Raw genomic sequence first — 17,326 nt, 5'->3', positions numbered from 1 at the left:
CCATGAATTCATACGGGGCGCGCTCACGCCTCCCAAACGGCGGCGGCGGTCCTGTCGTCGGCGTACCCCTTCACGCGGACCTGGGCGTCCGCGAGGAACGCGGCGAGGCCCGGAGGCTCGGTGTCGGCCCACCTGTTCGCCAGGTGGCGGGCGAGGTCGGGTTCGCCGCGCAGCGGGTCGGCGAGGCCCGGTGAGCAGAGCAGCAGGGTGTCCCCCGGTCGGGCGACCGAGGCGCGGAAGCGGAAGGCGTCGCGGGGTGGTGGGGGTGCGGGTTCGTACGGGCTCGGGGGCGTGGTGATGTTCAGGTCCATGGTCAGCCGGTCGCCGTCCGGGGTCTCGGCGGGCGGCGAGGAGCCGAAGCCGACGACGGGCGCGCCGCGCTGCTCCGGGACGCTCGGCTCTATGTCGCGCCACTCGCCGTCCCGCAGCCGGAACAGGCCGCCTCCGCCGACGCCGAAGAACACGCGGGTGCGGCAGGCCGGGTCGGCGGGCAGCAGCAGGCAGCGCAGCGTCGCCGCGTACTCGTCCGGGTCGAGGCCCTGCTCGGTGGCGCCGGCCCGGAGCTTTCCGAGGCTGCGGTCGGTGAGGCGGTGCAGCCCGGACTTCAGGTCGCCCCGGCGGCCCGCCCGCACGTCCTCGGCGAGCCGCGTGTGGCTGAGCCCCACGGCCCGCCCGATCCATTCGCAGACCTCGGCGGCGGCCCGGTGCGCGCCGGGCGTGGCGCGGGCGCCGGTCGCCATGGCGACGAGGATCAGCGCACTCGCCCCGCTCCCGAACCGCGCCGTGAGCAGACTGTCCCTGCGGGGCTCGCCCCGGTACCTGGCGGAATCCCCCCGCACGGACACGGCCCGCAACGTCGACGCCCCGCACCGGGCCCCGTCGAGCACGGTGTCCGCCACCAGCTCCCCCAGCCCCTCGGGGTCCGCCTGCGGCAACGCGGTCGGCTCCGCGTCATAGGTGGGCGGCCCGTCCCCTACGTAGGGGACGACGACGGGGGCGGAGACCTCCGGTGGGGGCGGGGGCCCTGGGAGCTGGGCCGGCTCAGGCCGCGATCCCGCCGGCGCGGCGGGCGGGACTTCGGGGCGGGGCGGCAGCGGCGCGGAGTCCCGCTCCCGCAGAAACGCCACCGGCTCGGACGCGAAGGGCGCGACGCCGTCCGCCGCGTCACCCACGGGCGGCACGGCCCCAGGCCGAGGAGGGCCCGCCGGAGGGGACGCAACCTGCGCCCCAGGCGCCTCCGGCGCGCCTTCGGCCCAAGGTGGCTCCGAGGGGGAAGGCGCGGCTTCGGGCCGCGATGGTTCCTGAGCGGAGGGAGCGGCTTCGGGGCCGGGTGGCTCCGACGCAGAGGGCGCGACTTCGGGGCGGGGTGGCTGCGACGCAGGGGGCGCGGCTTCGGGCCGCGGCGGTTCCGGTGTCTCGCCCAAGAGTGGCGCGCTTTCCGGCCGAGGCGGCCCCAGCGGGGACGACCCGGCTTCCGGACCGGCCGCCTCCCCCCGAAGCGGGCCGACTTCGGGGCGGCCTGGCCCCGACTCAGGGGATGCCGCCTCCGGGCCAGGCGGCTTCTCCACGCGTGGCGCGGATTCCGGGACTGGGGGCCGCCCCACGCGTGGCGCGGCCTCAGGGCGAGGCGGCTCCGGCGCGGAGGGCGCCCCTTCCTGGCCAGGCGCCTCCCCCGCACGCGGCACGGCGTCGGGGTGAGGGGGCGGCGGCGTCTCCGAGGGGCGGGCCGGCCCACCCGTTGCCTCGTCCGCCGATGTGAAGCGGTCGTCCAGTGTGTCCGGGGTGGGGGTGGGGCCCGTGTCCTTGGACGCGGACTCGTCGTCGTACAACTTCCCCCACCAGTCGTCCTCTTGGGACGAAGGACCGGTGCGCCTCTCCCCCTGCTGGCTCATGCCCTTATTGTCCACGGCACGGGCCGTACGAAAACGGGGCATCGGGAAAACCCCACCTGAATGGGCCCGCCGGACGGCCCCACCCCCCACGGGAGGGCCGCCCGGCGGACCGGATCGGGTGAGCGTCCGAACTAACGCACGTCGTACGCCCTGACCACCGTCTGCGTGACCGCGTTGCCCTTCGCGTCGGTGAGGTGGACCTTGAGGGTGACCGGCTCGCCGGACGCGTCGGTGTGGTCGACCGTCGCCGTCCAGCGCCCGTTCCGCCGAGAGGTCTTCGCCTCCGTCCAGGTGTCCCCGCCGTCGTACGAGTAGGAGAGCGCGGCCTTCGTGAGGGCGCCGGGCTCGTAGCCCGCGTGGCCCGTCGCGGTCAGGGTGATCGTCTGGCCTGGGCCTGCCGGGAGGGTCTTCGTGTCGTCCTCCGGCAGCGTCATCCGCGGGAACAGGAGGGGGATGCCCTGGGAGTACGTCTCCTTCTCCTCGTGCGAGCGGAACGACCACGTCGTCGACGTCTCCGGCGACCGCAGCCAGATCTTGCTGCCGTTCAGCTTCATGGTCCGGAGGGTGAGTTCGTACGCCGCGTCCGCCGCCGGCACCGTGAAGACGCCGTACGGCCAGCCGCTGGAGCCGAGCGACTCCCCGTTCCGCTTCAGTTCGACACTGCCGATGTCGCCGAACGAGCCCTGTACGCCAAGGTGTTCACCGTCGCCCCAGAACCCGGGCGCGACCCCGATCAGATTCCCCTGGCGTTCCGCGGCGAGCGCCTGCTTCCCGGTGTCGTCGAGCGGCGCGGTCGGCGCCATCGCCCCGCCGTACCATTCCTCGGTCCGCCGCTCCCCCTTCTCGTACGTGCGCACGGGGTCAATCATGAACTCGCCCCAGGGGAAGCTGCTGGACACCTGATGGCCGTAGCCGGTGCTGCCCGGCGAGTACAGCTCCGTGCGGGTGGACGGCGCCGCGACGAGCGCGAGGTCGCCGAAGGACGTGGTCAGTCCGTTGGGGCGGGTCACCGACAGCAGGTCGATGTAGTCGGTGGCGGCGCCCATCGCCTTGTACGTCGCCTTGTTGGCGGCGAGGTCCCGGTCCGCCACCTTGTACGTGCGCTCGCCCCGGATCTGCCCCTTCTCGGGGAACGCCAGCGTGTAGACGTACGGGCTCCTGGCCGTCGCCTTCCAGTGGAGCGTCGTGGGCCCCGCCGCGATCCGCGCGGCGAGCGCCTCGCCCTCCGCCGTCTCCAGCGCGAGCATCGGGAGCGGCGCGCCGACGAAGCCGACCGCCGGATACCAACGGCCCGCGGCCTCCCGGTACAGCACGACCCCCTTGACGCCCGCCTTCGCCGCGGCCTGCGCGACCGTGCTCGCGGAGCCGCCGTCGGGCAGCTTCACCAGCGCCAACTTCCCCTTGGCCGCAGCCAGTTCGTCGGCCGTTCCCGCGCCCGCCGACACGATCCCGGACGAGCCCGTGCCGTCGAGGTTCGCGGAGTTCGTGGAGCCGGTCACCGGGTGCAGCGCGGGGCCGCCGACCACGCCGAACGCGCTGATCTGCGGGGCCGCCGCGCGCCAGAAGCTGTCGAACTCGAAGTCCCCGTCGCGGACCGAGCCCCGCACGTCGGCGTAGTAGCCGCGCAGGGTGCGCGAGCCCTGGACGCTCGCCGCGTGCAGCCAGTTGTCCTCGCCGAAGGTCCGGGCGAACCCGAGCGTCGCGCCGCGGATCTCGGTCTCGCGCTCCGTCCTGACGCTCAGCCGGTGCGCCCGGCGGGCGTCGAGGACGACCGTGGTGTCCTTGGTGACATCGAACTGCGGACGGCCCATGAACGTCGCCGAGTCGACCTGCGTGCCCTCGGTCTCCGGTGAAGCGACGAACGCGGTGAGGGCGTACGCGCCGGGCCTGACCCGGTACGTCTGGTCGGTGGCGCCGTCGTTGACGCGCCGCTCGCCGGACGCGTCGTCGGTGCCGACGAGGTCGAGCGAGGAACCCCCGGCGGCCGGATCGCCGTTCCGGTCGACGACCTTGACCCGCAGGGTGACCGTCTCCGGCTGCACGTACAGGGAGAACGGGGTGCTGAGGTGCGTGCCGCCGGGCCCCGTGGCGAGGATCCGCCCGGTGACGTCGCCGTACTGGGCCTTCTTGAGCGACGCCGTCGGGTCGACGTGCAGCGGGACCCGGGCGGTGCCGCCCGCCGGGACCGTGACCGTACGCTCCCCGAGCCGGGCGACGGCGGACCTGACGGCGGAGCCGTCGTTGCCGGTGACGCCGTCGACGGCGAGGCTCAGCCGCACCGGCTTGCCGGTGGTGTTGGTGTACGGGACCTGCACGGTGGCGCGGTCGCCGCGGTCCTGCGGCCAGTCGAAGGTGCCGCCCTGCACGGCGTCGGCGCCGAGGACGGTCTGGTCGACGGCGGCCTTCGCGTCGAGCCGTCCGCCGCCGGTCTCGCGGACGTCGCCGGGGATGCCGGCGTCGGCGGACGCGACGAGGGCCTGCTTGATCCGCGCGGCGTCCCAGTCGGGGTGGCGCTGCTTGACGAGGGCGGCGGCGCCCGCGACGTGCGGCGTCGCCATCGACGTACCGCTCATGGACTGGTACGCGTACACGCCGCGGCCACCCGCCGCTGCCGCCTTGATTGCGACGCCGGGCGCGGCGATCTCGGGCTTGAGCGTGTGCGTGCGCCGCACCGGGCTGCGGCTGGAGAAGCTCGCGGTCTCGTCGTCGCTGTCGACGGCGCCGACGGTGAGCACCTCGGGCACGCAGCCGGGCGAGGAGACCGTGTTGAGGGCGGGCCCGGAGTTTCCGGCGGCGACGACGAACAGGGTGTCCTTGGAGGAGCGGGCGAGTTCCTGCGTGGCCTGCGCCATGGGGTCGGAGCAGTCGAGCTCGGACGGGTTGCCGAGCGACATGGACACCACGTCGGCCTTCTGGTCGACGGCCCACTGCATGCCGGCGATGATCCACGACGTGGCGCCGGAGCCCGAGTCGTCGAGGACCTTGCCGTTGAGCAGGGTGGTGCCGGGCGCGACGCCCTTCTCCTTGCCGCCGCTCGCCGCTCCGGAGCCGCCGACGGTGGACGAGGTGTGCGTGCCGTGGCCCGTGCGGTCGTCGGTGCTGTCGGAGTCGGTGAAGTTCTTCGACTCGGCGATCCTGCCTTGGAGATCGGGGTGTTCGGCGTCGGCGCCGGTGTCGAGGACGGCGACCTTGGTGCCCTTGCCGTCGTAGCCCGCGGCCCACGCCCGGTCGGCGTGCACCTGTCGCGTCGACTCGGCGAGCTGCGAGGTCACCTTGGCGTCGAGCCACAGCTTCTCGAGATCGCCCGCCGCGCGGGAGCGGGGGCTCGACACGTCCGCCCAGAAGTTCGCGGCCCGCTTCTTGTCCGCCTTCAGCGCGACGCCGTCGACGGGTTCGAGGACGGGGCCGCGCTTCGCGCCGCGCGGAGTGGCGGGCGCGGCGCGGGTGACGTCGACGCTCTTGTCGTACGTGGCGATGAGCGGCAGTGTCGCGCTGTGCTGGTCGTCGTAGCCCTGCCGGACGAGCCCGGTGACGTTGAAGAGTTCGTCGTCGACGCGGCCTTCGGCGAGGGCCTTCGCCGCGCCGTCCGGATACACGTACAGGTCCTTGCCCACCTGCCGGGTCTGCACCAGCGGGGTGCTGCCGTCGGCGGCGGGCAGCGCGGTGGCGGTGGCGCGGCCCTTCGCGTCGGTGGTGACGACGACGCGGTCGCCGGTGACGAGCGTGACCGTGGCCGCGGACCCCTCGGCCGCCGTGGCACCGCCGACGAGCGGCCTGCCGGCGTCCGGGGCCCTCCCCTGCGCGGCCCCGGACGGGACGGCCGCGGTGATGGCCAGGGCGACGGCGGTCGCCGTGCCCAGGGCCGCACGCGATATCGGGCGCATCGATCTCCCCAGGTAGAAGCGCAGGTGAATACGGGCCAAAGGCCGTATTCCCGGCGGGTGTTGATGCTGCGGTGGCGCCACATTGGCAGAGTGGCGGCCGGTGCGGGGAAGATGGGAGCGGCGGGAATGTGCCGTGGCTGTTTCCCGCCACGGGGGGGTGTTGGAACGGTTCACCGGGGAGGGGATCGCCGCATGCTGCACGCGATAGGTCTGGACGAGGGGCACGAGGCGGCGTACCGCGCGCTCGTCGCGGTGGGCGCGGCGGACGTCCCCGACCTGGCACGGCGACTGACCCGCGCCGAGCACGAGACGGAGCACGCGCTGCGCCGCCTGGAGCAGCACGGGCTGGCCGCCCAGTCGTCGGCGCGCCCCGGCCGCTGGGTGGCGGCGCCGCCCGGGGTCGCGCTCGGCGCGCTGCTCACCCAGCGGCGGCACGAGCTGGACGAGGCGGAGCTGGCGGCGGCCCGGCTCGCGGCGGAGTTCCGGGCGCAGGCCACCGAGCCGGCCGCGCACGATCTGGTCGAGGTGGTGACCGGGGCGGCGGCAGCGGCGCAGCGGTTTCTGCAGATCCAGCTCGGGGCGGCCGAAGAGGTGTGCGCGCTGGTCACCGGCACGCCGATCGCGGTGCCCGCGACGGAGAACGACGCGGAGGAGCAGGCCGTCAGGCGGGGCGTCGGCTACCGCGTCGTCATCGAGCGCGAGGTGCTGTCCACGCCCGCGGGGCTCGGCGAGCTGACGGCGGCGATCGGCAGGGACGAGCAGGTGCGGGTCGTGGACCGGGTCCCGACGAAGCTGGTGATCGCCGACGGGGCGCTCGCGATGGTGCCGCTGACCCGGCAGGCCGCCGAGCCCGCGGCGCTCGTGGTGCACGCGAGCGGCCTCCTGGAGACGCTGAGCGGGCTGTTCGAGGCGGTGTGGCGGCAGGCGCTGCCGCTGCGGCTCGGGGCGGGCGGCGAGGTGGAGGAGGTCGCGGCGGAGGCGCCGGACGGGCTCGACCTGGAGATCCTGTCGCTGCTGCTCGCCGGGCTCACCGACGCGAGCGTGGCCAAGCAGCTCGATCTGGGGCTCAGGACGGTGCAGCGGCGGGTGAAGCGGCTGATGGAGCTGGCGGGCGTGACGACGCGGCTCCAGCTCGGCTGGCACGCCTACGAGCGGGGCTGGGTGGCGCGCTGACCCCGCGGGCGAGCCCGCCGTGACCTCATTGGGACTCCGATGACCTGCGCTTTCGTCGCGGCTGGGGGACCCTGTCCCCATGGGAGCGTGGGAACTCCTGCTGGTCGGCGCCGTGCTGGCGCTCGGCCTGTGCGGGGTGCTGGTGCCGGGCGTGCCCGGGTCGTGGCTCGTGTGGGCCGCCGTCGCCGTGTGGGCGCTGCGGGAGCCGAACGGCCTCGCGTGGGGTGTCCTCGTCGGCGCCACCGTCGTGCTCCTCGCCTCCCAGGTGCTGCGCTGGCAGCTGCCGCCGCGCCGGCTGCGGCAGGCGGGCGCGACGCGGCGCCTGGAGATCTGGGCGGGCGCGGGCGCGGTGGTCGGGTTCTGCGTGCTGCCGGTGATCGGGGCGATCCCGGGGTTCATGGCGGGGATCTACGTGTCGGAGCGGCTGCGGCTCGGCGGTCACGGGGACGCGCTCGCGTCGACGCGGACGGCGATGCGGGCGGGCGGTTCGAACGTACTGGTGGAGCTGTTCGCGTGCCTGCTCATCGTCGGGGCCTGGCTGGGCGCGGTGATCTGGGGCTGAGGCCACCGAGGCGGCTGAGCGGCGAACTTTGCCGAACCATTACCATTCGGGGAACCGTCCACGCTGGAGACACGCCTCGTATGCATTCCCTGACCCAGGCCGCCACGGCCGAGCCCACCGGCGGCCTGGCCGGGTGGGCCGCCGACCTCATCGGGGCGCTCGGCGGCCCCGGCGCCGGACTCCTGATCGCGCTGGAGAACCTGTTCCCGCCGCTGCCCAGCGAGGTCGTGCTGCCGCTGACCGGCTTCGCCGCGGGCCTCGGCTCGATCACCCTGGTCTCGGCCCTGGTGTGGACGACGCTCGGCTCGGTGGTGGGCGCGGCGGTCCTGTACTGGGTCGGCCGCGCGATCGGGCGGGAGCGGATGTACGCGCTGTGGGAGCGGGTTCCGCTGGTGAAGGTGGCGGACCTGGAGCGCACGGAGGCGTGGTTCGGGCGGCACGGGACGAAGGCGGTGCTGCTCGGCCGGATGGTGCCGATCTTCCGCAGCCTGATCTCGGTCCCCGCGGGCGTGGAGCGGATGCGGCTCCCGGTGTTCCTCGCCCTGACGGCGGCCGGTTCACTGGTGTGGAACGCGGCGCTGATCCTCGCCGGATACTGGCTGGGCGACCGCTGGGACCTCGTGGAACGCTACGTCGGCGTGCTGTCCAAGGTGGTCCTCGGCGTCGCGGTGACCGCGCTCGTCGCGTACGTGGTGGTGCGCTGGCGGGGCCGCCGGAAGTCGGCGTCCAGGAACGGCTGAGGGGAAGGCGTGAACGGGGTCAGGGAGCTGCCCGCCGCGGGCCCGATGCGTCTGTGGCTGATCGACACGACACGGGACACGCCCGCGAACGAACGGAGAACACTCGACGCGGACGAGACACGGCGAGCGGCCTCCTTCCACTTCGACCGGCACCGGGTGCGGTACGTCGCCGCGCACGTGGCGCTGCGCGGCATCCTCGGCGAGCGGCTCGGCCGCGCCCCCGGCGACGTACGGTTCACGCGGCTGCCCTGCCCCGGCTGCGGAGGCCCGCACGGCCGCCCGGCGCTCGCGGACGCGGCGGGCCCGCACTTCTCGCTCTCGCACAGCGGCGACCTCGCCCTGGTGGCGCTGGCGCCCGCGCCGGTCGGCGCCGACGTGGAGGAGCTGCCGTCGGCGGAGGTCGCGGAGCAGCTCGCGGCGGCCCTGCACCCGCGGGAGCGCGCCGAGCTCGCGGAACTCGACGACGCGCGGGAGCGACGGCTCGCGGTGGCCCGCGCGTGGGTCCGCAAGGAGGCGTACCTGAAGGGCATCGGCACGGGCCTCGCCCGCGGCACGGACCGCGACTACGTCGGCGTACGCTCCGAGTCCTCCGGCACCCCGGACGGCTGGTCGCTGCACGACGTGCCGGTGCCCGAGGGTTACGCGGCGGCGGTCGCGCTCGGGCCGGGCACGTAGGCCGACGTCCCGGCGTCTCGGGCGGGCCGGTCTCAGAGCGCGCCCTCGAGGGTCAGCAGCTCCACCTTGCGCTCCAGGCCGCCCGCGTAGCCGGTGAGGGAGCCGTCGGCGCCGATCACGCGGTGGCAGGGCCGCACGATGAGCAGCGGGTTCGCGCCGATCGCGCCGCCGACGGCCCGCACGGCGGCCCGCGAGGCCCCGATCCGGGCGGCGATCTCCCCGTACGTGACGGTGGCCCCGTACGGCACGTCGTCGAGCGCGTCCCAGACGCGCCGCCGGAACTCGGTGCCCTCCGGCTTCAACTCCAGCTCGAACTCCTTGAGTTCACCGGCGAAGTAGGCGGCGAACTGCCGCGCGGCCTCGGTGAACCGCCCGGGATCCCGCACCCACCCGTCCCCGACGACCCGGCCGCCCTTCTGCCCGGGTACGGAGACGGAGGTGATCCGCCCGCCCGCGTCTCCCGCGACGAGCAACTCCCCGACGGGACTGTCCAGGACGGCGTAGTGGGTGAGGGGATCGGTGAGGGCTTCGGATCCGGCAGCGCTGATGTTCACAACTGTCCTTCTACGATGAGGTGTTGACGGGCGTACGAGCGCCAGGGGCGCCACGCGTCGTCGGTCGGGGGTTCGCCGGGCACGCCGACGTCCGGGTCACCCAGGGCGCGCAGGCGGATCAGGGCGGCGGTACGGGGATCCATGCCGGGCAGCGCGCGCAGCGCCGCTTCGGAGTGGTCGCGGTCGGCGCCCGGGTCGAGGCGGAGGGCGCCGGTGTGCAGGGCGCGGGCGAGCGCGCCGAGGGTGCCGGGTTCGTCGGCCAGTTCGGCCGGGGCGGGGAACAGGCGGTCGACGGTGCCGCTGGGCGCGTCGAGCCGCTTGCCGTACCGCTCGACGAGGCGGACGGACTCGTCGGGCCCGGCGACGAGGCGCAGGGCGAGTTCGTCGGGGTCGGCGGCGCCCGGCGAGCGCAGACCGGGCCGGGCGGCGACCAGCGGGGCGAGCCGCGGGTCGAGGGAGAGGCGCTCGTCGATCGCGTACGGGTCGGCGTCCAGGTCGAACAGGCGGCGCAGGCGGCCTACGGCGGTGGTGAGGTCGCGGGGGTCGGTGAGGTGGAGCCGTGCGTCGAGCCAGCCGCCGCGATGCTCGGCCTGCGTACCGGGCTGCTCGTGGCCCGCCTCGTCGACGTCGACGACGCCCGTGCCGTACGGCAGCCGCAGGGCGCGCCGGAAGGTCCGGGCGCCGGCCGGGCCCGCGATCACTTCCTCCACCCCGCCGAGCGCCTCCCGCTCCAGCAGGTCGAAGACGGCGTCGGCCCGGTAGGCGCCGCGGTGGGCGAGGCGGAGCGGTATGCCGGTGGCGGGGGCGGCGGCCCGGCGGCGGTCGGGGGCGTCGGCGCGCAGTTGCGAAGGGGTGCGGGCGTAGACCTCGCGGATCGTGTCGTTGAACTGGCGCACGCTCGCGAAACCGGACGCGAAGGCGATCTCCGTGATCGGGAGCGGGGTGGTCTGGAGGAGGACGCGCGCCGTGTGGGCGCGCTGGGCGCGGGCGAGGGCGACGGGGCCCGCGCCCAGTTCGGCGGTGAGCTGGCGCTGGACCTGGCGGGCGCTGTAGCCGAGGCGGGTGGCGAGGCCGCCGACGCCCTCGCGGTCGACGATGCCGTCGCCGATGAGGCGCATGGCGCGGCCCACGACGTCCGCGCGGACGTTCCACTCGGCCGAGCCGGGGGCGGCGTCGGGGCGGCAGCGGCGGCAGGCGCGGAAGCCGGAGCCCTGGGCTGCCGCCGCAGTGGGGTAGTACCGGACGTTGTGCCGCTTCGGGGTGACCGCGGGGCAGCTCGGCCGGCAGTAGATCCCGGTCGTCTCGACGGCGAAGAAGAACTCCCCGTCGAACCGGGCGTCCCGGCTCCGCACGGCCTCGTACCGCGTCTCTTCATCGCTCATCACGCCCCCAGTGTCCCTCGGGCCGCGCCCGGTCCCTAGCGGAATTCGGACGTCACACTCCGGGAGGCCACAGCACCTGTTGCGCGGCACCGGAGGGGGCGGGTGGGTGGGATCTTGGGCGGCGGCAACGGGCCCGAGGGCCGGCGCAGGCAGGCAATTCAAGCCCCTGCGGCGATTGAGCAGCGGGGTCCGGGGCAGAGCCCCGCGGCGTAGGACCGCAGGGCCCGCACTCCCGGTGCAGACAGGTGAATCCGGTCCCGCCCGGAGGGCCTAGCGGAGGCCGTCCCGCTTGGCGCGGAGGGCGGCACGGCCCTCCGCCCCCCGCTGCTTCCACACCTTGCGCAGATCCGCCCGCAGCCTCGCATCCGTCCGCGCCGCGAGCCGCTCGTTCTCCCGCAGCAGCTTCCGGTAGCTCTCGAGCCGCCGCACCTGCAACGTCCCGTCGTCGACCGCCGCGAGCACCGCACACCCCGGCTCCACGGTGTGCGCGCAGTCGTGGAACCGGCACTCCCCCGCCAGCTCCGCGATCTCCGCGAACACCTGCCCGACCCCGCCCTCGGCGTCGTACAGGCCGACCCCCCGCAGCCCCGGCGTATCGATGAGCACGCCCCCGCCCGGCAGGGCGAACAGGTTCCGGGTCGTCGTGGTGTGCCGCCCCTTGCCGTCGACGTCACGGACGGCGTTGACGCCCATAACGTCGTCCCCCAGCAACGCGTTGGCCAGCGTCGACTTCCCCGCGCCCGACTGCCCGAGCAGCACGGACGTCCCGCCGGCGACGACCGCCCGCAGCACCTCCGTACCGCTCCCGTCGAGCGCGCTGACGGGCAGCACCTGCACGCCCGGCGCCGTCGTCTCGACGTCGGACACGAGGTAGGACAGGCCGACCGGATCCGGCACGAGGTCGGCCTTGGTGAGGACGACGAGCGGCTGCGCCCCGGATTCCCACGCGAGCGCCAGGAACCGTTCGATCCGCCCGAGGTCGAGCTCGACCGCGAGCGACACGGCGATGATCGCGTGGTCGACGTTCGCGGCGAGGATCTGCCCCTCGGACCGCTTGGACGACGTGGACCGCACGAACGCCGTGCGGCGCGGCAGATACGCCTGTACGTAGCGGGGATCGGCGCCGTCCGCGTCGACGGCGGCCCAGTCCCCGGTGCAGATGACCTTCATGGGGTCGCGCGGCACGACGTACTCGGTGTCGGCGCGCACCACCCCGTACGGGGTGACGAGGTCGCACTGCCCGCGGTCGACGCGCAGCACGCGCCCCGGCACGAGCCCGCGCTCGGCGTACGGGGCGAACTCGGCGGCCCAGCCTTCGTCCCACCCGTAGGGAAGAAGCGAAGTGGCGGAACCGGCGAAAGAAGAAGACAACGGAGAAGACAAGGGGTGACCCTTCGAAGGGTGGCCCCGGCGGTGAAGGACGGCGGAAGTGGCGTCAGCCGGTGGCCACGGAGGTGGACGTGATGAACTTCCGGATGCGGGCAGCGCCCATCTCAACGACAGCCATCGGTCGACACCTCCTCGATCACAATCCTTCGCGGTCACCTGCGTCGACGACGATAGCCACCGCCCTCATCGCTCCGCCACCGGTTTTTCACTCACCGCCCGCCGGAGCAGGTGGACGCCACACACATCGAACACGCACCATGACACGGTGTCACTTCCCCACCAGCCTCACGAGCCCCAGCAGCCACCCCGCCCCGACCGGTCCGCGGAGCCCCAACAGACGCCCCTGCCGCGGCACATGGTCGTCTGCGGCGACGACGCCCTGGCCGAGCGGCTCGGCACCGAACTGCGCGAGCTGTACCGCGCCCAGGTCACCATCGTCGTACCGGCGACGCGCACCGCGGACGAGCCCGCGCGGGAGGGCGGCGGCCGGATGCGGGCCGCCGCGCTGCTCGGCCGGGTGCAGGCCGCGATGGGCAGGTTCGCGCCGTCCGACGACGACTCGCTCGCCGGGCAGGCGCCGCGCGTCCTGGAGGCGGCGGTGCTCAACGAGGAGACGTTGACGGAGGCGGGCGTGGCACGGGCGGACGCGCTCGCCCTCGTCCATGACGACGACGAGACCAACATCCGTGCCGCGCTCGCGGCCCGTCGCCTCAACCCGCGCCTGCGCCTCGTCATCCGGCTCTTCGACCGCAAGCTCGGCCAACACCTGGCCCAACTCCTGGACCAGGCGGCCGCGTTGGCGCAGCCGGGGCTCGCCGCTGAGGGCCTCGACAGTTCCACGACCATCCTGTCCGACGCCGACACCGCGGCGCCCGCGCTCGCCGCGACGGCCGTGGCGGGCACCAGCAAGGTCGTGCAGACCGACGGGCTGCTGCTGCGCGCGGTGGAGCGCCGGCCGCGCGGCCGCGACCGGTCCGCGGACCCCGGTCTGTGCACGCTCGCGATCCTCTCGTCGTCGAACAACGACCCGTCGGACACGGAGGGTTCGGACACCTCGGGGCAGGAGGAGCCGCTGCTGCTGCCGGACGACGCGGACGTCCGCGCGGCCGTCGGCCGGGGCAGCGTGGTCCTCGACAACGTGACGCCGTCGGAGCCGGCGCTGCCCCGGCGCCGCCTCGCCGCGCGCACGCTGCCGCTCGGCTCCCTGTTCTCCCGGCAGGTGCGCTGGACGCTCGCCACGCTCGCGGTGTGCGTGCTCGGTCTGGCGCTCGCGACATGGGCGACGACCGAGTCGCGTCCGCTGCGGGCCGGGTATCTGACGATGCTCGACCTGTTCGCCATCGACGAGCCGGCGATCGGCGAGCCCGCGGCGCGGCAGATCATCCAGCTCCTCACCGGTTTCGTCGGGTTGTTGCTGCTGCCCGTCCTGATGGCGGCAGCTCTTGAGGCGCTCGGCACGTTCCGCTCGGCGTCGGCGCTGCGCCGCCCGCCGCGCGGCCTGTCGGGGCACATCGTGCTGCTCGGCCTCGGCAAGATCGGCACCCGGGTCCTCGCGCGGCTGCACGAGATGGGTGTGCCGGTGGTGTGCGTGGAGGAGAACCCGGAGGCCCGTGGCGTGCCGCTGGCCCGCAGGCTCCGGGTGCCGACGGTGATCGGCGACGTACGGGACGAGGGGGTGCTGGAGGCCGCCAAGGTGCACAGGTCGCACGCGTTCCTCGCCCTGACCAGCCTCGACACCACGAATCTGGAGGCCGCGCTGTACGCCCGCTCGGTCAAGCCCGACCTCCAGGTGAGCCTGCGCCTGTACGACGACGCGTTCGCCACCGCCGTGTACCGCACGCTGCGCGCCGCCCATCCGCTCGCGCTGACCCGCAGCCGCAGCGTCACGAGCCTGTCTGCGCCGGCCTTCGCCGGGGCGATGATGGGCCGGCAGATCCTGGGCGCGATCCCGGTCGAGCGCCGGGTGCTGCTCTTCGCGGAGCTGGACGTCGCGGGGCATCCGCACCTGGAGGGGCGGACGGTCGCGGGCTCGTTCCGGGCGGGGCGCTGGCGGGTCCTCGCGGTCGACTCGACGCTGCCGGAGGTGCGGCGCGCGGAGGCGGCGGCCGACCCGGAGGAGGACGAGCGGGAGCGGCAGCCGGGCCTGACGTGGGAGATGCAGCCGGACTACGTGCTGCGGCCCACGGACCGGGTCGTCCTCGCCGCCACCCGGCAGGGCATGGCCGAATTGCTCGACGCGCAGCCCACGTACTCGACGCACGTGCTCCGCCCCTAGGGCCTGTCCTCCCAGCGGTCGCTGCGCCGACGACCTCCCCCTAGTATCCGTTTCATCCGCTTTGTGCCATTCATTCACTTTGCTGATACGGAACCCAGGGAAGGGGCTCGCCCGTGTCCAGTGGCCTCAACGCCGACACCGTCGGTCCGGTGGACGTCGCCGTGCTCGCCTTCGACGGCAACCGGTTCAACGGCGAGATCGCGCCCGCGCTGCGGGAGCTCCAGAGGGACGGCACCGTGCGCGTCCTCGACCTGTGCTTCATCCGCAAGGCGGCGGACGGCTCGGTGGACGTCGTCGAGCTCGGCGACCCGGAGGTGACCGAGCTGTTCCAGCAGGTCGCCGACGTGCGCTTCGACCTGCTCAGCGACGAGGACCTGAAGTCGGTCTCCGACAGCCTGGCGCCCGAGTCGTCCGCGCTCGTGCTGGCCTGGGAGAACACGTGGGCCGCGCGGTTCGGCGCGGCGGTCCGTGACTCGAACGGCCAGGTGCTGATGCTCGAGCGGATCCCGCGGGAGACCGTCGACGAGGCCATCGAGGCGCTCGCCACGGCCTGAAGGCAACGGCACACACGAAGGGACGGTCAGCATGCCGCAACGATTCGGACGGCCCGGACTCCTCGGCACCATCGCCCGCACCGCGGCGATCTCCGCCACCCACACGGCGGTGTCGCGCGGGGTGAACCGGCGGATGTCGGAGCGGGACATGCAGCGCCAGATGGCGGCGGAGGCGCCCTACCAGGCGCCGATGCCCGCGCCCGCCCCGCAGGCGCCCCCTGCGGGCGGTGGCACGGACCGCGTCGCCCAGCTCCAGGGGCTCGCCGAGCTGAAGGCGCAGGGGCTGCTCACGGACGAGGAGTTCGCCCGCGAGAAGGCGCGCGTCCTCAACGGCTGAGAACGCCTGCACTCCATGCCCGAACCGAACGGCACCGGCCGGCCCGTCGCCCCCACGCGACGAACCGGCCGGAGTGGTGGGGTCAGCCGCGCAGGGCCGACGCGAAGATGGCCGGGAGCTTCGCCGCAGAGGGGGCCGTCGTGTAGGCCGTGAGGCGCTTCATCGTGGTGAGGCCGGTCCGGTTCGTCACGTAGAACGGGGGACGCGGGGAGAGCGAGGGGGAGCCCGTGAACAGTCCGCGCGGGGACGGCGCGAACGGGGCGCGGACCACCGTCTTCTCGATGTCCTCCAGCATGAACGCGTTGTGCACGAACCCGACGCCGCTGCCGATGTCCTGCCGGGTGTTGCCGGGGAACGCGCCCCACGGCGTGTAGCCGAGCAGGAAGCCGAAGGCCGACCAGACGTTGACGCCGAGCGTGCCGTAGCGCAGCGCGGCGATCGCGTCCTTGACCGCCGCGGCGTGCGCGCGCTCGGTCTTCGGATGCACGAGCAGCGTGGCGCCGAGGGTGCCGGGCAGCTTGTCGTTGGCGAACTCGGTGGCCGCCGCCAGGAAGCGGGCCGCGTCGGCGCCCGGCAGCCGGATCACGCCGAGCGCGCTCGCGAACACCTCGTCCGTGAGCAGGACGTCGTCCATGCCCTCGATCTCGGGTACGAGGACGCGGCAGGAGTCGTCGATGCCGAGTCGCTCGGCGGCGGGGTGCGCGTCGGTCACCTTGGCGACGCGGTCGGCGGCGCCCGGGTAGTAGTCGGGCCGCGGCGGCAGTTCGCGCAGCACGCGCCGGATCTCGGTGAGCAGCTTCTCGGTGCCGTCCCATTCGCGGGGCACGACGAGGACCTGCGTGGCGATGCAGTTGTGGCCGGAGTTGTTGAGCTTGCTGGTCACGATGTGCTCGGCCTGGAAGCGGAAGTCGGCGTCGCTCCACGGTCCCGGCGTCACGATGCAGGGGCTGACGCCGCCGAGTTCGCTGGTGAACGGCTTGTCGTTGAGCGGTGTGTCGGCCGCGCGGCGCTGCTCGGCCTTCTCGTCGGTGCCCCACACGATCGCGTCGTGGGTGCGCTCGCTGCCGGTGACGTGGATGGTGTCGATGTCCTCGTGCTGGGTGAGGTAGGCGCCCTCGGCGGCGCCGCCGTCGACGAAGCGGACCCAGCCCCGGTCGACGTACTCGGCGAAGACCTTCTCGAAGTGGGGCCGCAGGTACGCGTTGACCGGGTTCATCTTGGCGAGGACGACCTGGCCCTCCGCGTACAGCTTCTGGAGGATGTCGAGCGGGGTGATCGCGGCGACGTTTCCGGCGCCGAGGACGAGCGCGACGGTCGGCTCGCCGGGGCGTCCCCGGTACTCCCCCGCCGCGCGGGCCAGGACCTGCTCGCGGGTGGTGCCGGGCAGTGTCCACACCTGGGCGCTGAACCCGTTGAGCAGCAGCCGGTCGGAGGCGAGCATGGGGAAGACGTCGACGACGGTGCGGCCGTCGCGCTCGCGCACCGAACCGGGGGCGACCGGTTCCTTGCCCGCGGCGATGCGGCGCAGCACGTGCAGATACGCCTGGATCGGCTGGGCGAGGGCCCACGGCGCGGTGATCCAGTCCTCGGCGGCCCACTCGGAGGTCTCGGGGTAGCCCTTGGCCGCCGCGGCGTCGGCGACCATCGCGGCGGCGCCATCGGCGATCCGCGGCAGCGTCCGCTCCAGGAGGGCGATGCGCTCGGCGAGCGGGGTCGCGGTCCAGGACGACGCGTGCTCGCGCAGGTCGTGGACGGCCTGGTCCATCGGTGCGGTGTCGAGTGCTGCTGCGGCGCTCACGGTCAACTCCTTGGAAACGCGGGTGAGATGGGGGGGGATGGTGCAGCGGTGTGTGCCGCCCGATCATGCCATCCGGGGTAACCCCCGGTAAGGGCAGGCTGAGTGACGGGC

General features: G+C 74.2%; 13 protein-coding genes. 7 read left to right on the top strand and 6 right to left on the bottom strand.

Features of this window, described 5'->3' with window-relative positions; translation table 11 throughout:
* Positions 1–23: 23 nt before the first annotated feature.
* Positions 24–1,604 carry a protein phosphatase 2C domain-containing protein gene (locus ACTWJ8_RS29645; RefSeq protein WP_443265020.1) on the bottom strand — a complete coding sequence of 527 codons (1,581 nt, stop codon included), beginning with the start codon at positions 1,602–1,604 and terminating at the stop codon, positions 24–26.
* A gap of 419 nt (positions 1,605–2,023) precedes the next feature.
* A complete protein-coding gene (locus tag ACTWJ8_RS29640; protein ID WP_443260740.1) occupies positions 2,024–5,776 on the bottom strand; it encodes a S8 family peptidase in 3,753 nt (1,250 codons plus the stop codon).
* Positions 5,777–5,968: 192 nt separating this feature from the next.
* Here ACTWJ8_RS29640 and ACTWJ8_RS29635 point away from each other — a divergent pair, with 192 nt between their 5' ends.
* The 4 genes from ACTWJ8_RS29635 (at position 5,969) to ACTWJ8_RS29620 (ending at position 8,926) form a co-directional block, all read left to right on the top strand.
* Positions 5,969–6,949, top strand: a complete 981-nt coding sequence (locus ACTWJ8_RS29635) for a helix-turn-helix transcriptional regulator (protein WP_356378879.1) — start codon at positions 5,969–5,971, stop codon at positions 6,947–6,949.
* A gap of 79 nt (positions 6,950–7,028) precedes the next feature.
* Positions 7,029–7,511 (top strand): DUF456 domain-containing protein, encoded by a 483-nt coding sequence (locus ACTWJ8_RS29630; RefSeq protein WP_356378876.1) that lies wholly within the window; start codon positions 7,029–7,031, stop codon positions 7,509–7,511.
* Between the two features lie 80 nt (positions 7,512–7,591).
* On the top strand, positions 7,592–8,251 hold the full coding sequence (locus ACTWJ8_RS29625; protein WP_443260739.1) for a DedA family protein: 660 nt from the start codon (positions 7,592–7,594) through the stop codon (positions 8,249–8,251).
* 9 nt (positions 8,252–8,260) lie between these two features.
* Positions 8,261–8,926 carry a 4'-phosphopantetheinyl transferase family protein gene (locus tag ACTWJ8_RS29620; protein WP_443260738.1) on the top strand — a complete coding sequence of 222 codons (666 nt, stop codon included), beginning with the start codon at positions 8,261–8,263 and terminating at the stop codon, positions 8,924–8,926.
* Positions 8,927–8,958: 32 nt separating this feature from the next.
* On the opposite strand, the gene ACTWJ8_RS29615 is transcribed toward ACTWJ8_RS29620, so the two are convergent.
* From ACTWJ8_RS29615 to rsgA, 3 genes are all read right to left on the bottom strand, one after another.
* Positions 8,959–9,480, bottom strand: coding sequence for a methylated-DNA--[protein]-cysteine S-methyltransferase (locus ACTWJ8_RS29615; RefSeq protein ID WP_443260737.1), 522 nt, complete (start codon positions 9,478–9,480; stop codon positions 8,959–8,961).
* Positions 9,477–10,862, bottom strand: coding sequence for a DNA-3-methyladenine glycosylase 2 family protein (locus ACTWJ8_RS29610; RefSeq protein ID WP_443260736.1), 1,386 nt, complete (start codon positions 10,860–10,862; stop codon positions 9,477–9,479). The genes ACTWJ8_RS29615 and ACTWJ8_RS29610 overlap by 4 nt, the downstream gene beginning before the upstream one ends.
* A 270-nt stretch (positions 10,863–11,132) precedes the next feature.
* Positions 11,133–12,233 carry a ribosome small subunit-dependent GTPase A gene (rsgA, locus tag ACTWJ8_RS29605; protein WP_356378865.1) on the bottom strand — a complete coding sequence of 367 codons (1,101 nt, stop codon included), beginning with the start codon at positions 12,231–12,233 and terminating at the stop codon, positions 11,133–11,135.
* Between the two features lie 373 nt (positions 12,234–12,606).
* On the opposite strand from rsgA, the gene ACTWJ8_RS29600 reads away from it, so the two are divergent.
* From ACTWJ8_RS29600 to ACTWJ8_RS29590, 3 genes are all read left to right on the top strand, one after another.
* Complete coding sequence (locus ACTWJ8_RS29600) at positions 12,607–14,526, top strand: NAD-binding protein (RefSeq protein ID WP_356379687.1); 1,920 nt, start codon at positions 12,607–12,609, stop codon at positions 14,524–14,526.
* Positions 14,527–14,639: 113 nt separating this feature from the next.
* Positions 14,640–15,080: a DUF6325 family protein gene (locus ACTWJ8_RS29595; protein WP_443260735.1), complete on the top strand. Its 441-nt coding sequence runs from the start codon at positions 14,640–14,642 to the stop codon at positions 15,078–15,080.
* A gap of 31 nt (positions 15,081–15,111) precedes the next feature.
* A complete protein-coding gene (locus ACTWJ8_RS29590; protein ID WP_443260734.1) occupies positions 15,112–15,417 on the top strand; it encodes an SHOCT domain-containing protein in 306 nt (101 codons plus the stop codon).
* 82 nt (positions 15,418–15,499) lie between these two features.
* Here ACTWJ8_RS29590 and ACTWJ8_RS29585 read toward each other — a convergent pair whose 3' ends face one another.
* Positions 15,500–17,215, bottom strand: a complete 1,716-nt coding sequence (locus tag ACTWJ8_RS29585; RefSeq protein WP_443260733.1) for an aldehyde dehydrogenase family protein — start codon at positions 17,213–17,215, stop codon at positions 15,500–15,502.
* Positions 17,216–17,326 lie beyond the last annotated feature (111 nt).

The organism is Streptomyces sp. SDT5-1 (genome assembly GCF_052245995.1).
Classification (GTDB): domain Bacteria; phylum Actinomycetota; class Actinomycetes; order Streptomycetales; family Streptomycetaceae; genus Streptomyces.
This window is presented reverse-complemented; position numbering and strand designations above follow the sequence as displayed.